This window comes from Streptomyces sp. NPDC055243, assembly GCF_044544025.1.
GTDB lineage: Bacteria > Actinomycetota > Actinomycetes > Streptomycetales > Streptomycetaceae > Streptomyces.
In genome coordinates this window covers 86,268-102,285 of record NZ_JBITWR010000025.1, presented here as the reverse complement: position 1 = coordinate 102,285, position 16,018 = coordinate 86,268, and the positions used below count along the sequence as shown (strand labels likewise).

Sequence of the window (16,018 nt, the reverse complement as noted above, 5' to 3'; positions counted from 1 at the left end):
TCCGGTGATTGGTGTTTGGTTCCGGGTTCAGGTTCCGCGCCAGTTGGGGGTGGTTTCGCCGGTGAGGCGGCGGGCCATGAGGTCGATCATCGCGAGGTGGATCATGGCTTCGGAGCGGTGCGGGTGTCGCTCGTAGTCGCGGGCGAGTCTGCGGTGGTGCATGAGCCAGCCGATGCTGCGCTCGATGGTCCAGCGGCGCGGAATGATGGCGAACCCGCGGGCGCCCGGCGGGCGTTGGACGGGCTGGACATCGATGCCCAGGCGGGCGCCGTGCTCGATGGCGGTGGTGCGGTACCCGGTGTCCACCCATGCCGTGGTCACCCGGGGGTGGGCGGCGGCGATGCGGGACAGCAGGGTCCGGCCGGCCGCGGTGTCGGACACGCTGGCCGCGGTGACCAGCACGGTCAGCAGCAGGCCCAGCGTGTCGCAGCCCAGGTGGCGCTTGCGGCCGATGATCCGTTTCCCGGCGTCCGTGCCCTGGTCGGCCAGGGGCACGTTGGCGGAGGTCTTGACGGTCTGGGAGTCCAGCACGCAGGCCGACGGCTCGCCGTCGCGGCCCTCGGCTTGGCGCACGAGCCTGCGCAGCAGCCCGGTGAGCTGCGTGAAGACGCCGTCCTGCTGCCACCGTGCGAAGTAGCCGTAGACCGTCGGGTGGGGCGGGAAGTCGCGCGGCAGGTAGCGCCAGGGGATCCCGGTGCGGTCCACATAGAGGATGGCGTTCATGATCTGCCGCAGGTCGTGTTCGGGCGGGCGCCCGATGTCCAGGGCGTACTGGCGGCGTTGGACCCGCCAGGCCGTGAGGACGGGTTCGATCAGTGCCCAGCGGGCGTCGGAGAGGTCGCTGGGGTAGCCGTGCTGCCCGGTCATGTCTTGGATGTACTGCGGGATGGCCGCCCTGGCCAGCGGTCAAAAGAGGGCGGGCCAGGGCGCGTTGGAACGAGACAGGAGGAGTTCGGGCGAAACAAGCCTCTGCTGTCACCGGCTAGACGGGCACCTCACCGCTCACGCCAGCCCCAGAACATCAGGGCCAGAGAACCGCACCAGGTCGCCAAGAAACAGGACCAAACACTCAGTACGAGGTCGTTTTCATCCGTGAAGCCTGTTTGATCCCAACATGCACCTGTGACAGGGCGTGACTTGAGGGACAACAGGTGCGGAGGCACTCCATGGGCCGCCCGGGAGGCCCGACTTGCCGGTCTCATCCTGCGAAGCTTGTCTCATCCCAAGACGTGCGCCGATGTCCTCTCTGCGCAGCGGAGACGTACCCGAAATCGACACGCGTGAGACCTGGGACGAGTTAAGAGATACATGAGGCGGCGCAAACTAGCTGAAAACGACCTCTAAATAGAACCTGGCGCCCAGAGGCGTCGGCCTTCCATCCGCAAGCCGCTCCTGTGCCGAGGGTTGGGAGCATGTAGCAACTTCACCTGCCTGACCTGCCGCGGCCACTTTTCGGGCAGACCGCCCGTGCCGGGACCGCCCTCGCCCAGGCGACGTCCCACAAGCGACCTCCCAACCTGACCCGGCTGCTCCGCGATACGGCCTTCCGCAGGCGGCCCCGCCCCGCGGAGCGTGGTCGGCTGAGGAAGCTGCCCGCGTACAACGGGACTCCGCGGCTGGTCTGCCTCAAGCCGAAGGTCCACGCGGTCCCCAGCGTCGTGGTCGGGGCGACCACCGTAGTGTCGGCGGTACACCGATGGGGATGTCGGTGGCTCCCTCGTGCACAGCGCGTTCGGCCTCGTCCGCGTCAGCACCGGCGAAGACCAGGATGTCCCCGGCGACCAGTCGTACGCTTTCCCACACGGCGACTGGAAGAGCCGGGCCCGCGTTCGGGATGCCACGGACGACATCGAGGGTCCACCTGGTCACGTTTCGGCGTACGGCGCGACTTGCAGGGGCGGCTGCCAGCGCTCCCAGGACCCCGGACAGTCCTCGCACCGTGTGGGCGACTGCCTGTCTGTCATCCGTGTGCAAGGACGAGGCACCGCGGATGAGGGTGAGGCAGCTGTTGCCGAGCAGGTCCAGGTATTTCGTGGACGCGATCTCCTGATTGATGGGTTCGCGCCGGCCCCGCCAAAGGGGGGTGCGCCGAGCGACGGCGATGGTGTCGTCCCGTGTTCCGCCGAGGTCGTTCAGCAGCGTGTAGACGGGACGCAGCTCTTCCCACCGCTGAGCGTCGCGGCCCTTTTCCGACTCGTCCAGTGCCCGCGCCGTCAGTTCCAGTGCGCGGCCCAGCCCCTTCAGCGTGACGGCCTCGGCGCGTCTCAGCAGGGCAATCGGGTGCGGCGGGAAGAGAAGCTGGCTGAACACAAGCGCCACGCCGGCCCCGAGCAGCGCGTCCTGTACGCGATCGATGCCTGCCCGCTGTCCAGCCGCGACGGAGATCACCGCACCCACGGCTGCCTGGGCCATTGTGATGCGCTCTCCGTCGACGAGGAGCGCGACGGTGAGCGCGCACAGGACAGCCACGCCGACAGACGGAGCCCCATGGCCGAGGACGTGGAAGGCCAGTTGCCCAACGACGACGCCCGCGATGACCCCGGACAGGACCCGTACGGCGTTGGTGCCCCGCCCTCCGACGGGCGCGTTGAGCGCGACGAGGGTGGCGATCGGGGCGAAGAGGGGGATGTGATGGTCGAAGACGTTCCTGGCGATCCACCAGGAGAGCGCGGCGGCCGCGGCCTGCTGGAGCACAGGCCACAGGTTGTCCCTGAGGCGTAGCCACGCTTCGTGCATCGTCCTCATCGGCCGTCGGGTGGGACGCCAGGGGCATCCCGTGCGAGCTCTCGAAGCCTCGCCTTGCAAGGCGGTCGGCGCATCCACTGCGCGCCCGGGTGACGCAATCCGTTCACTCGGGTGGCACCGCATGCGCCGGACGCTCCCTAGTCGTCGTCGAACAGGCGGTGGCCCAACTCGTGCCAGCTTTGCAAGCCCGGAAGCCGGTCGGCGGCCTCCGGGCCCCAACTTCCCATCGTGTACGGCAGAGGCGGCTCGTCCGGGTCGAGCACCGGCTCCACGATCCGCCAGCACTCCAGGATGGCGGGGAAGAAGGCAAAACATTCGGGATCGCCTTCGATGGCCCCGTGGAGGATGTTCTCGTACGGGAGTTCCTGCCGTCCCAACACCCGCGCGAAGTCGACACCGATGGGGACGGTCATCGGCCCGGTGTTCGTCTCGGGCTTGCTCAGCATCAGGTCCGCCCTGATCCCGGTGTCGCCGTCGATGCGGAAGCGGATGAGGTTCGGTGGCGTCTGCGTGTTGTCGCCGCCGAAGAGTTCCAGGGGCGGTTTGCGCAGCTCCACCACGACCTCAGTGGCGGTGACGGCCAATGCCTTCCCACTGCGGAGGTGGAAAGGCACGCCTGACCAGCGCCAGTTGTCGATGAACATACGGGTCGCGAAGTAGGTCTCGGTCGTGGAGTCCGGCTCAACACCTTCGACGTGCCGATAGCCCTCGTACTGGCCACGAACGGTGTCGGCGAGGTCCATCGTGCGGGTCGCGTGCAGTACCCGCCACTTCTCCAGACCCTGTGCCCGGGCGTTGTCGGCGCTCGGCGGGTCCATCGCCAGGAAGGCAAGGACCTGAAGCAGGTGGTTCTGGACCACGTCACGCAGGCAGCCCACGTCGTCGTAGAAGGAGCCTCGGTCGGCGACGTCGAAGTCCTCGGCAAGGGTGATCTGGACGTTGTCCACGTAAGCGCGGTGCCAGATCGGCGCCAGCAGCGTGTTGGCGAACCGGGAGACCATCAGGCTCTCGACCGCACGGTTGCCCAGGAAGTGGTCGACGCGCAGAAGGTGGTCGTCGTCGAAGTGGGTGCTCAGTTCGTCCTGCAGCTTCCGGGCGGAGTCGAGGTCGTCTCCGAACGGCTTCTCCACCACCAGGCGGGCGTTGCGGTTCAGGCCCGCCCCGGCCAGTGAGGCGGCGACCCTGGTGAACAGCGACGGTGGGATTGCCAGGTAGTGCGTCACGAACTCGCGCCCTGTCACAGCATCGCGCAGCCGGGCGAAGGTGGCGTCGTCGGCGAAGTCTCCGGTGACGATGGACAGGCCCGCTGCGAACCGGGCGAAGACCGCCTCGTCGATGTCCGTGCCCGCGGCGATGACCGCCTCTCTCGCGTGCTCGCGCAGCGCGTCGTCGTCCCAGTCGGTGGCCGCCACCCCGATGACGGGCACGGTCAGCTTGCCGGACTCGGTGAGCCGGTACAGCGCCGGCAGCAGCATCTTCCGGGCGAGGTCGCCGGTGATGCCGAAGAGCACCAGAGCGTCGGAGCGTTCGAGGACAGGAGGGCTGAGGGGGTTATCGCTCATCGTGAGCGCCTTTCTCGGGAGTCACGCGGGTTGGCCGCCGGTGTCCATAGGCCGACGCAGACGCTTGTCGGCCGACCGCGATGGGGCTCGGTCTCAGGAGGCCTTCGTGCGCTGCTGGTCGGGCTTGTGCCCGAACCGGGCCTGCAGGGCCGCCTCGATCTGGTCGGGGTCTCGATCACGGGTCTCGGGCAGGTAGCGGCTCACGAAGAAGAACGCCAGCACGCACACCCCGGCGAAGATCCAGAAGGTCTCGCCCTGGCCGATGGCAGCTGCCAAGGGCAGGAAGGCGAGGCTGACGACGAAGTTTGCTACCCAGTTGACCGCTGTGGCCACGCTCGATCCCTCGGCACGGACGGACGGCGGGAAGATCTCGCCGAGCAGCGTCCAGAACACCGGCCCGAGACCGCCCGCGTACGCGGCGATGTAGATGACCATGAACAGCAGTGTCAGCACCGAGTTCATGCCGACCACGAACGCGAGCCCCAGCATGAAGATCGAGACCGCCATGAGGGCCAGCGAGACGAGAACCATAATGCGGCGGCCCGCCCGGTCGACCAGGCGGATCGCCACCAGCGTCATGACCAGGTTGATCAAGCCGATGAACACGGAGTAGAAGATGGAGTTCGACGCGTTCAGACCGGTCTGCTGAATAATGGTCGGAGCGTAATAGATGATCGTGTTGATGCCGCCCAACTGCTGTACGGCGGCAAGCGTGAGCCCGACTACGAGAGCCGGACGCACGTCGGGGGTGAGAAGTCTCCTGGCCCCGTGGTCAGCCGCCCTGGAGTTGCGTGTCTGCTTCTCGCGCTCCGCGGCGATCCGGTGCTGGGCCCGCGTGATCAGTTCGTCCGCCGTGGCCTCGTCGGTGACCGAGGCGATTCCCTTGCGCGCCCTGTCGACCTGATCATGGGAGATGAGCCACTGCGGTGATTCGGGAAGAAACCAGAGGGTGGCCGCCACCATGAGGGCGGCCGGAACCGCGCCGACGGCGAACATGGCCCGCCACATCTCGCTGCTCGAGAAGGCGAGATTAACCAGGTAGGCGATCAGGATACCGAGGGTGATCATCAGCTGGTTCATCGTGAGCAGACGCCCGCGGATCTTCGTCGGTGAGATCTCGGACAGATAGACCGGCACCGTCGCCGACGCCGCTCCGACTGCGAGGCCGAGGATGACACGGCCCGCCATGAGCACCGCGTATCCGTTCGCCGCGCACGCGATCGCCGTACCGATGATGAACACCGCGCCGATCGCGCCCAGAGCCCTACGCCGGCCGACTCTCTCGGACAGGCGGCCGGCCGAGGTGGCGCCGATCACCGCGCCGATGAGCAACACGCTGACCACGCTTCCCTGCTCGAAGGAGTTCAGATGGAAGTCCTCCTTGATGTAGAGCAGGGCGCCCGAAACGACCCCCGTGTCGAAGCCGAAGAGGAAGCCGCCCAGAGCGATCGCGGCCGCCCAGTAGGTGATCTTCCGCTGCCCCTCCGGGGAGACCTCGGTGAGTGGTCCGTGGGTGCCCGGTTCTTTGGAGAAGCCCTGAACCATGTCATTTCCTCATGTCTCGCTCATGCCTCGCTGTTCTGTCCGGTCAACGTCACCACCCTTCGGGAGTTCTAGGCATAAAAGCGAAGCAATCGGGTGGTTCACGAGGCGGAGGTGATCGCGACGAATGGGGGGCGACCGTAAGTGGCTCGGCACCGCCTTCGAACAGGCGCCTTCCAGCGCAGGGGCGAGGGGCACAGTGGGCCCTGACGACAGGAGCGCCCGCCGATGAAGAGGAACATGACCACCAGCTGGCCGATCACGGAACTCGCGTGACTTCACAACCGTGAGCGGAGGCCGGGTGGCCGCCCCGCGCCGGTCCTTCCCCCTCGTGAGCCATGCTCGCGGCGGGGCAACGACCGCTCAGCCACGCCACCATGGCTCGCGCACGTACAGGCTCTCCTCGCCCTTGCACCCCAGACCGTTGGAGATCTCCTCCGCGTCCAGGTTCCAGCCCACGACGCCGTTCCCCTTGCGGCCCAGCTCGATCAGGCGGTTGCTCTCGGCGCGTGTGCCCTCGGTGACCTGGCAGCGGACGATCGAGGTCCACGCCTGCCCGTCCACCGCAGAGACGAAAGACAGGACCGGGAGCGCGATGGTGGTCAGGCCCAGTGCCACCCACTGTTCGAGAGCCGCTGCCCGGCGGAGCCAGGGCGACGGCCGGTAGTCTCCGTCCCGGCGTGATCCGGCCGTCGGCGGCCGCCCAGGACGGTGTCCGTGCGGCCGCCGTCTGCCGGTGCGGTACTCCACCACGACGCCCTTGCGCAGCGCGTAGGCGGCAAGCCCGGTACCCAGTCCCCACAAGGGGCCGAAGAAGCACGCGTCCACCACCCCCACCGCGACCGGGTTGACGACGGTCAGCGCCGCCCGCTGGAGCGCCCGCAGGACGCCGCCTCCCACCGGGACCGCGCCACGCGCCGCGAACAGGGCGAACACGACCCGGGAGACGACGACGGCCAGCACGGAGGCGAGAAGTGGGTCGGTGAGCACCATGCCGATCAGGACGTCTGGCCAGTTCGCGGGTTCCATGCCGACGAACACATCCCGGGCCGCGCCCCCGCCCCCGACCGTATAGGCGACCTTCGTCACCGGAACCGCGACGGCTAGAGCCAGCAGGACCGTGTGGCCGGGGCCGCCCCTGCGGTCGACCGACCGGGCCGACTCCTCCTCTCCCCGATCGGTGCTCCTGCCGCCACCCGTCTCCGCCTTCTCCTCCACGGCGCCTACAGGTAGTGGTGCACGACGGTTGGCCTGCCCGGGGCCAGGTCGGTGAGAATGCGGCTCGCCGCGACGACCTCCCGTACCGGCAGATCCGCCGGCGGCGCCAGCGCGTGCTCGAACAGCTGGAGGCGGGCCGGACGCGTCCACGCGCCCTTCACCATCAGGTCGGTGATCTGTGCCCTGCCGAGTTCGCAGATACGCGGCTTCCCGTCGTAGCCGGGCAGCTCCCGCTCCAGGAATGTCATGATGCCGCAATCCGTGTGGCCATCCGACATGATGTCGACCCCGTTCTGCAGAAGCGGCATGGAGCAGTGCGTGTTGAGCACCCGCTCGGAGTGCTCAACCCGGTCGATGAACTGACTGGTCGGGTACGAGGAGGAGTTGCCGGCCAGGAACGCGTCTGGTGCCGCGACCCGGTCCAGCCGGCCCAAGATCTCCTTCTTGAGGTCCAGGCGCTCAGGTACCGCCTCGGCGACCAGCCAGGCATCCACAAGCGCCCTCTCCAGGCCGCCGTGACCGAGCCCCGACCCGGTGAGCCACCCTCGATGCCGGTGGGGAGTGTGAAGGCCATGCGTTTTCCTGCTTCCCGGACGACAAAGCACCGCCGCGAAATCACCGTGCCCGCTCAGCAGCCTCCACTGCTCCCCCCACACCGGCCACCGGCGCTACTCCAGCCGGGCAGCTCCGAAGTACTCCACGATCCGGTCGCCCTCCATCACCAGACACCTGGACCGCGATCTCGACGGTGCACAGCCGGTGGGCGACCACCACCGCCGTGCAGCACCGTGTCGGTGCGCTGCACCGCCCGCTCGTCTAGTGGTGGACTCGGCCCGCGAGCGGCTAAATACTCCAGCCGTGGATCGCTGGTGCGACCTCCGACCGGCCGTGCCTACGGGTGCGTGTCCGTGTTCGCGATGACCTCGTCGAGGCGGTCCAGAGCGGCCTGCAGGTCGTCGACCTTGGCCTGGATGCGGTCGCGCTCGGCGCGCAGCATGGCTCGTTGCTCGGCGTCGGTGTGCCCGGTGTCCCTACATGGAAGGAGTTCCGCGATCCTTCGGCTGGTCAGACCAGCGGCGAACATCTGCTGGAAGAAGCGCACCAGGGTGACGGTGTCCTGCCGGTAGAGGCGCTGGCCGGATGGGCTGCGCTCCGCGCTGAGCAGCCCCTGCTGCTCGTAGTAGCGCACGGCGCGTACCGAGACGCCAGCACCCCGCGCCACCTCGCCGATGCGGACCAGCCGCTCGGCCGCGGCCTCCGTGACGGTCATGGTGATTCCTCTCACCCCGGTCCTGACGGCCAGCACTTGCCTCTGACGCCAACGTCAGGTTTTAGCGTACCGGGCATGGACATCAACAACTCAGTTGCCCTTGTCACCGGAGCCAACCGCGGCCTGGGCCGCGCCTTCGCCCAGCGCCTGCTCGAACGCGGCGCCCGCACGGTCTACGCGACGGCTCGCCGGCCCGAGACCGTGGACCTGCCCGGGGTCGACGTGCTACCCCTCGACATCGCCGACCCCGCATCCGTGAAGGCCGCCGCCGAGGCCGCCCCGGACATCACGCTGCTCATCAACAACGCGGGGATCCAGACGGGGACCGACCTGGTGACCGGTTCACTGGACGCGGTACGGCACGAGCTGGAGACCAACGTGTTCGGCCACTTGGGAATGATCCGGGAGTTCGCGCCGACGCTCGCCAGGAACGGAGGGGGCGCGATCATAAACGTCCTCTCCGCCATGTCATGGTTCGGGGTCAACGGCGCCAATGCCTACCACCTGACCAAGGCCGCCGCCTGGGCCATGACCAACGGCGTCCGCCTGGAACTCGCCGAGCAGGGCACGCTCGTGACAGCGGTGCACCTCGGCCTGGCCGACACCGACATGGCCGCAGGCTGGCCCGTGGCCAAGATTGCCCCGTCGGACCTGGCCGACGCGGCGCTCGACGGCGTCGAGGCGGGCTCCGCCGAGGTCCTCGCCGACCAATGGAGTCGGGACGTCAAGTCCCGACTGCCGCTGACGCCGGAAGAATTCAACGCCGCGATGGACCGCGCCCTGGCGGCGCTAACGGCGGCCTGAGGGCCCTCGGGGTGCGCTGACTTCGGTCGGATGCTCCCTACGGTCAGTCAATTGATACTCCGTCCGCAGTTGTGGATTTTCATGTTGTGGCCTCGCGTCGGCGGTAGTGGCAGTCGTGGGCGCGGCCTGGTGTCGGCGACGCCATAGAGACCAGCGCAGGCGTTGGTCGCGTTGGTCGTTCGGGTATGCGGCGGGCAGGGCGAATAGTCGCTGTATTTCGTTGCAGGTGAGGGGGATGAGTCCGGTGGGGGCGGGGTGTTTGCGGTGCTCGTCGGCGCGGATGACGGCCAGGAAGGCATGGGCGAGCATCGCGAGGGTCACCCAGCGCAGCCAGGGGGTGTGGCGGCGGACCTGGTGCTCGTCCAGGCCGGCGAGGCCCTTGCCGGCCTGGAAGGTCTCCTCGATCCGCCAGCGGGTTCCGGCGACGCGGACCAGGGCGGGCAGCGGGACTGGCCGCGGGCTGAAGCAGCGGTAAAAGGCCACCTCGCCGGTGGTGCGGTTGCGGCGGATCAGCAGCTGGCAGGTGCCCGCCGAGTGGGCGGGGACCAGGTCGACGGCGGCCCAGTCGTAACAGCGTGGGCCTTTTGCGCCGGCGCCCGCGGACAGCTGCTGCCAGCCGCGCCGGGGCACCTTGCGCATCAGCACGTCGACACGGAACTTGCCAGCAGGGGTGTGTACTTCGGTGCGGCAGGAGACGGCCATAACGTATCCCGTCCCGTGCATAGCGATCATCGACAGCAGGGCCGGATTGCCGCCGTAGACCTCGTCGCCGGTGACCCAGTCGGCCGTGTGACCGCCGGCCCAGAACCTCTCGAGCATCGCGGCAGCGAGCTGCGTCTTGGTGGCGAATCGCACCTCGTCAGGTTCCAGGCCCGCCCCGCGGCACCGCTCGGGATCGTCGGTCCATACTCTGGGCAGGTACAACTCACGGTCGACGGCGGCGTGTCCGCGCGGCGTGGCATGGACAAGATGGACCGCGGCCTGGGAGTTCTCGATCCGCCCGGCGGTGCCGGTGTGCTGGCGCTGCACCCCGACGGTCGCGTTCCCCTTCTTCACGTCGCCAGTCTCGTCGACGACGAGGACGGCCTGCTCGGCACCGAGGCGATCGACAACGTACTCGCGCAGATCATCGCGGACTGCGTCCGCGTCCCACCTGGCCCGTTCCAACAGATGCTGCATGCCATCCGGCGTGGCCTCACCGGCCCACTCCGCGATCGTCCAGCAGTTCTTGCGGGGCAGATCAGCCAGCAGTCCGCGAACGAACTTCCCCACCCGACGCCGTGGTTCAGAACGGGCGAACCGCCCGGCTATGCGCTCCATCAGCCCCTCGAACTCCTCGTCCCAACGGGCAGGGCCTGCGCTGTGACCTGCGGCCACCGTCTGATCTTCCGTCTTCACACACGATGATCACCGGTGGCCGCACCCGTCGGCACCGCCTCACCCTCCAAGATCCACAACTACGGCTGGAGTACTAATCCGTGTGGTTCTGTCCCGGCTCTCGGGTGACTCGTTCGGGCAGCTGTTCCCCCTCGAATGCAGCACATCACTCTCGCGTGACGTTCGTTAGGTGGGCGTGACAGAGCAAAACGATTTTGAAGAAACGATCCTTCCCTCAGTGTTCGGCGGTGACGTGTTGACGGGGGATGGAGGGCGGGTCCGTATGCACTCGGGTCTGCTTGACGATTCCCTGAACGCGATCGTCAGTTCCAGAACGGGATACCTGAGGGCGGGTCAAGGCATTCATGGTGGCGTCTTGGCCGCAACTGCGGTGATGTCCGGGTCTCGTGCGCTCTACCTAACGTCCTGAAAGAGGGCACGGAGAATATTCAGATGGACAGGTTCAACAATGAGGGTTACTTCGACACTGAGCCCTACGTTCCGTGGGCGGGAGAGGATCCGCTGAGTCAGTACGACAGCATCCCTGTCCCGGCCCAGCAGTCCTGGGACAACGCGCCGCCGGCCACGGTTGCGGACAGCTGGAACCCGGACGAAGAGCTGGCGGCCATGCTGTCCCCATCTCCGGCACCGGCACCGGCACCGCACCCTCAGCCATTTCCCGACGCGTTGGGCGGACCGCTCGGAAGAAGTGACCGGCGGCGAATGCAGAAGAAGCCACACTTCCTGGCCGGTCGACGCATCACCCAGGCCACGATCCTGATTTCTGCGATCTGCGTGTGCGCGGCGTTGCTGCTGGGCTGGTCGGTCGTCTACACCTACGGGCAACTCCGTGCGGTGGCCGAGGTCATGCTGCCCGACACAGTGGCGCGATGGTGGCCGCTCGCGGTGTACGGGCCGTGGTTCGTGGCAGCTCTCTCCATTCTGCGGGCCACGGTGCAACACCGATGCGCGCGTCGCTCCTGGGCTGTCCTCCTCACGGCCTCGGCCATGGCCGCAGCCCTGTGCGTCGGCTACTCCTCACGCTCGCTCATGGCATTCGTGATGTTCGGAATCCCGCCCCTCACTGCCCTGGTGTGCTTCTGGGAACTCATTGGCCAGGTCTCCTCCAAGCGCTGGCCCCGGCAAGGAGCGCATGCGCAGCGGAGTCCCCGCGCATGAGGAACTCCGTCGCCTGACTGGTCAGGTGAGCGATTCACTGGCCCGGTGCTCCATGCAGGCCCGCGGTCTCCGAGCCCGCGGGTCCCTGCGTCTTTCGTCGAGCGAGGCGGTGACCCGTAGCCCGCACAAGGTGCCGTCGGGCTGTATCGCGGAGTGCGGAGGTGGCAGCCAACTGCGTTCCTCACGCGGCCGATTACAAAAGCTGGACTTGTGTACAGCAAAATAACCCTTCTAGATGGTTCAGCCGGAGGCAAACACAGGTGAATCAGGACACTGTCCCCACCACGAGTCGGAGCGCGAATGTGCTCCTCAGGCGCGCACGCGCCGAACTCCTGGCGGCAGCGGGGCACCGGGCCGCCCCGCCCTCCTGCGGCGCGCCCCGCACCGCCGCGCAGAACCCAGGTGAGGCGGCCGTGCCGCGGACGCGGGAAAAGGCGATCCTGCACGCCGAGGCCGAGGCCGGGCGCATGCCCGCGGACGCGTTCGACGCGCTGTACGTGCGGGCCGGTGGCCCACTGGTGTACCAGGTGATGCTCCTGACCGGCAGCAGACGGCTCGCTTTCGAGGCGGTGGACGCTGCCTTCCACCGCGCCTGGGAACACTGGCCCGAGGTTGCCGCCGACCCGGACCCGGCCGGCTGGGTCCGGGCGAAAGCACACGACTACGCGCTCGCCCCCTGGCACCGGTTCCGCCCTGCAATTCAAGCGGACGCCGCGACCGCGGGCGACACCGCCTGGCAGGCATTCCTCGGCCTGCCAGGGCACCACCGCCGTGTTCTGATGCTGTGTCAGGGCCTTGGCCTGGACACCACGCAAGCGGGCGTCGAGATGGAGGCCACCACCAGCGCCACGAGAAGCCGACTCATGCGCGCCTGCGCCGCCCTGTCGCGGCACCTGCCCGCACCAGACGATCCCGGCACACCGGGCAACTGGCTGAAGGACCGCACGACGGCGGCGTCCACCGCGACGCTGCCGCGGGCCCACTCCGTTCGGCAGGCAAGTGAACGGCTCACACGCCTGCAGACGCGCCTGGCCTTCGCCCTGACCGCGACGCTCGCCGCGCTCATCGCCATCACCTGCGCCACCACCTGAGACGGAAACCACTCCACCCCATCGCAGCCGGTCGCCACGGCCTCGGGTTGGACGCGAAGGGCGCCCTTCCCGAGTGATCGCCTGATGGTCATCGAGTAGGCCGACGTCGGCTCGGCCGGGATGGTGGAGGCGCGGACACCATGGCTCAACGACCGCCGCCTCGACGAGGCCACCGGCGAGCACAAGCGTTCTCCCCGGCGATCCAGCCACCCGGCCTTCGCAGCGGCGATCTCGGTCGCGGCGGCGTACTTGTCGGCGCCGTGGACGTGCAGGACGTGGCGCTCCATCGCCATGCACCCCCTGGGCACGCCAAGGCGCCGACCATCCGGGAGACACTCCCCGTCACGGCTTCCGTGACAGCGGTCAACAGGGCGGCCCGGTCGGGTAAGTGCCTGAACGGTGCCGAGGGTGAGACGCCTGCCCTGCGAGCCACTCGCAGCTGACTACCGCCTCGGCGCCCGCCTCCTCCAGCAGCTGGACGGCGTTCCCGACCAACGTATCCGGCAAGTTCCGTGGCGGTAGGGCCGGTTGGCCACACGGTTACTCACACAGCCAGTCGTACCACACCTTGACACGCGAACCGAAAGCCAATGTAATCAGCGCTCACAACTAATGTGTGCACTGATCACATTGGAGCTTCATGGATCTGCGTCGCGGCGGCTGGGCCCGAGAGGTCGAGGCCGAACTCCGCCCGAGTCAGGGGACAGTCCCTGAGGGTCTGACAGGGACGCTGTACCGCAACGGAGCGGGCACCCATCTGTCCGACTACATCATCGATGGAGACGGCCTCGTCAGCGCCGTGACGTTCACTCCCGGCAGCCCGGTGCGCGTCCGTTCCCGCTATGTCAGGACCCCCTCCTGCCAAGCGTCCCTGAACGCCCGCGGAAACGACGCGCCCCCGGTCCGCCTTGCCGGAGCCAACGCATCGGGCGGCCGGCTCCGCAACCTGCTGCTGCGCCCGGCCGCTTCCCAGGCCAGCACCTCGGTGGCGATGATCGACGGCAGGCTGCTCGCGCTCTGGGAAGGTGACATGCCCTGGGAGTTGGCGCCCGACACGCTCGAGACCCTCGGCCGCTGCGACCTCGACCGCGCCCTTGCGACGTCAGGCCCCGTCGGCCGCCGACTCGGCAGCCCCTACTCGGCCCACCCGTGCTGGGACCCCGGCACCGCGGAGCTGTGGAACTTCGGCTGCGTCTACGGCCCAACCCCCCGTCTGAAGATCTACCGCACCAGGCGGGGCGGACCGACCGAACAGGTGCGTTCGACCCGGCTGCCCCGCCGTTACATGGTCCACGACTTCGCGATGACCGCCACCCATCTCGTCTTCTGCCTCGGTCCTGTCATCCTCGACCTGCCCAGCGTCGCATCCGGCCGCCTCCCGGCCTTCCAGGCCATGCGCTGGCATGTCGACGAGCCCACCCGCATCCTGCTCGTTCCCCGCGCGGGAGGCCCGTTCCGCGTCGTCGAAACCGATCCGTGGTTCCAGTGGCACTTCGCAGGCGCCTACGACGACGGCGACGACATCGTGTTCGACCTGGTCCGCTTCCGGTCGTGGACCGTCATGCACGAGGCTCTCTCCAGCCTGAGCCACCTCACCGATCCCTCGTGCTTCCCCATCGGCCGTCTCTGGCGCTACCGCGTCGGCACCTCCGGCACGGTCGAGGCCCATCAACTCCACGGGCTGCCCCTCGAGTTCCCCACCATCGACCCGCGCCGCTCCACCACCGACCATCGCAACGTGTACGGCGCCGCCAGTGGCAACGCCACAGCTCGGCGGTCACTCGCTACGACACCGAGCTCGGCGAGGCCGACCTCTACGACTACGGCCCCGGCCACCTGGTCAGCGAGCCCATCTTCGTCCCTCGCAACCGGGACCGGCTCGACGAGCAGGGCTGGCTCATCGCCTACGAAACCCATCTCACCGCAGGGGGCACGAACATCGTCGTCTTCAACGCCCAGTCCGTCGCGGACGGCCCTGTCTGTACCCTCCCCGTCCCCGAAAGCCTCGGCTACACCTTCCATGGCCAGTGGAGCCACTCGTGATCGCGGAGCGCGACGCCGACGGCCGGATCACGTCCTTCGGGCGCAAGGGGCTGGTGTTCGACGTCGTCGACCAGGGCCCATTTGACGGGGACATCGTGGTGCTCCTGCACGGGTTTCCCCAGCGGGCGAGCTGCTGGGACCGAATCGCACCGCTGCTGCACACCTCGGGATACCGCACGCTCGCACCCGACCAGCGCGGGTACTCGCTGCGGGCCCGGCCTCGCGGCAGGCTCGCCTATCGCCTGTCCGAACTCAGCAAGGACGCCCTCGCGCTCATCGAGGCGGCCGAACCCGGCGACCGCAAGGTGCATGTCGTGGGGCACGACTGGGGTGCCGCGATCTCCTGGACGCTCGCCGCCACCCGCCCGGACGCCGTGTCCACCATGACCGCCCTGTCCGTCCCGCACCCCGCCGCCTTCATGCGATCCCTCTTCACCAGCCGTCAGTTCCTGATGTCCTGGTACATGTTCGCCATCCAGATCCCCTGGCTCCCCGAGCTGATCCTCCGCCGCGTCGACCCGGCGGCGGGGTCGTCGCACGCCGTGGCCGGACGGATGGCCGCCGGCCAGAGCGAGGCCAACCTGATCAGGGACGCCGACTTCCTGCTGAACTCCGGTGCCCTCACCCCGGCCCTCCACTGGTACCGGGCCATGCCGTTCAACCCGCCGGGCCGCCTGGCCAAGGTCACCGTCCCGACCCTGTTCATCCCGAGCGACAGTGACCCCGCACTGGGCCGTACCGGCGCCGAGCTCACACGCCGGTACGTGACCGGCCCGTACACCTCACACACTCTGACCGGAATCGGGCACTGGATTCCGGAACAGGCCGCCGACGAAGTGGTCGCGCTCCTCCGCATTCACCTCGCCCGCTGAACCAAAGGCCCAGGCCGTCTGCAGACTGTCGCCGCCCCGCACGGGTGACGGAGGGCTACACGAAGGACCGCGAGGGCGAGGCGAAGGATCCTGGCCCAGGCACCGAGAAGTTTCGGGACCTCGGTGACTCGCCGGGCCCGGCGGGGGGCTTCGTCAACGAGTCCGCCCAACTGGCCTGTCATCAGGGGCCGTACGAGTACGAGGTGAGCGGCTCGTCGAATTCGGACGGTGTAGGGGAGTACGAGGAGTTCGACAAGAAGTGGGCTCGCCATCGTTCATGGTAGTGCTCTGGCTTACTACCGTCTCCGTTTCGTA

At 68.2% G+C, this 16,018-nt stretch carries 11 protein-coding genes and 2 pseudogenes; 5 read left to right on the top strand and 8 right to left on the bottom strand.

The window, feature by feature from the left end:
- Positions 1-27 precede the first annotated feature (27 nt).
- From ACIGXX_RS41705 to ACIGXX_RS41675, 7 genes are all read right to left on the bottom strand, one after another.
- Positions 28-867, bottom strand: coding sequence for an IS5 family transposase (locus ACIGXX_RS41705; protein ID WP_399984114.1), 840 nt, complete (start codon positions 865-867; stop codon positions 28-30).
- Between the two features lie 759 nt (positions 868-1,626).
- Positions 1,627-2,694, bottom strand: coding sequence for an aromatic acid exporter family protein (locus tag ACIGXX_RS41700; RefSeq protein ID WP_399984111.1), 1,068 nt, complete (start codon positions 2,692-2,694; stop codon positions 1,627-1,629).
- Positions 2,695-2,882: 188 nt separating this feature from the next.
- On the bottom strand, positions 2,883-4,307 hold the full coding sequence (gene zwf, locus ACIGXX_RS41695) for a glucose-6-phosphate dehydrogenase (protein WP_399984108.1): 1,425 nt from the start codon (positions 4,305-4,307) through the stop codon (positions 2,883-2,885).
- Positions 4,308-4,400: 93 nt separating this feature from the next.
- Positions 4,401-5,852: a sugar porter family MFS transporter gene (locus ACIGXX_RS41690; RefSeq protein WP_399984105.1), complete on the bottom strand. Its 1,452-nt coding sequence runs from the start codon at positions 5,850-5,852 to the stop codon at positions 4,401-4,403.
- A gap of 360 nt (positions 5,853-6,212) precedes the next feature.
- Positions 6,213-7,067 (bottom strand): hypothetical protein, encoded by an 855-nt coding sequence (locus ACIGXX_RS41685; RefSeq protein WP_399984101.1) that lies wholly within the window; start codon positions 7,065-7,067, stop codon positions 6,213-6,215.
- 5 nt (positions 7,068-7,072) lie between these two features.
- Positions 7,073-7,561: an acetoacetate decarboxylase family protein gene (locus ACIGXX_RS41680; protein ID WP_399984098.1), complete on the bottom strand. Its 489-nt coding sequence runs from the start codon at positions 7,559-7,561 to the stop codon at positions 7,073-7,075.
- A 398-nt stretch (positions 7,562-7,959) separates the two neighbouring features.
- Positions 7,960-8,337, bottom strand: coding sequence for a MerR family transcriptional regulator (locus ACIGXX_RS41675; protein WP_399984096.1), 378 nt, complete (start codon positions 8,335-8,337; stop codon positions 7,960-7,962).
- Between the two features lie 75 nt (positions 8,338-8,412).
- Between ACIGXX_RS41675 and ACIGXX_RS41670 the strand changes: the two genes are divergently transcribed.
- Positions 8,413-9,141 (top strand): SDR family oxidoreductase, encoded by a 729-nt coding sequence (locus ACIGXX_RS41670; protein ID WP_399984093.1) that lies wholly within the window; start codon positions 8,413-8,415, stop codon positions 9,139-9,141.
- Between the two features lie 79 nt (positions 9,142-9,220).
- Here ACIGXX_RS41670 and ACIGXX_RS41665 read toward each other — a convergent pair.
- Positions 9,221-10,461: pseudogene (locus ACIGXX_RS41665) on the bottom strand (IS701 family transposase).
- Between the two features lie 510 nt (positions 10,462-10,971).
- Here ACIGXX_RS41665 and ACIGXX_RS41660 point away from each other — a divergent pair.
- From ACIGXX_RS41660 to ACIGXX_RS41645, 4 genes and pseudogenes are all read left to right on the top strand, one after another.
- The gene (locus ACIGXX_RS41660; RefSeq protein ID WP_399984090.1) at positions 10,972-11,697 is read left to right on the top strand and encodes a DUF2637 domain-containing protein; all 726 of its coding nucleotides are present in this window, start codon (positions 10,972-10,974) and stop codon (positions 11,695-11,697) included.
- 302 nt (positions 11,698-11,999) lie between these two features.
- On the top strand, positions 12,000-12,788 hold the full coding sequence (locus ACIGXX_RS41655; RefSeq protein ID WP_399984087.1) for a hypothetical protein: 789 nt from the start codon (positions 12,000-12,002) through the stop codon (positions 12,786-12,788).
- Between the two features lie 640 nt (positions 12,789-13,428).
- A pseudogene (locus ACIGXX_RS41650) lies at positions 13,429-14,831 on the top strand (carotenoid oxygenase family protein).
- On the top strand, positions 14,828-15,703 hold the full coding sequence (locus tag ACIGXX_RS41645; RefSeq protein ID WP_399984084.1) for an alpha/beta fold hydrolase: 876 nt from the start codon (positions 14,828-14,830) through the stop codon (positions 15,701-15,703). Before ACIGXX_RS41650 ends, ACIGXX_RS41645 begins: the two are co-directional and overlap by 4 nt.
- Positions 15,704-16,018: the final 315 nt, after the last annotated feature.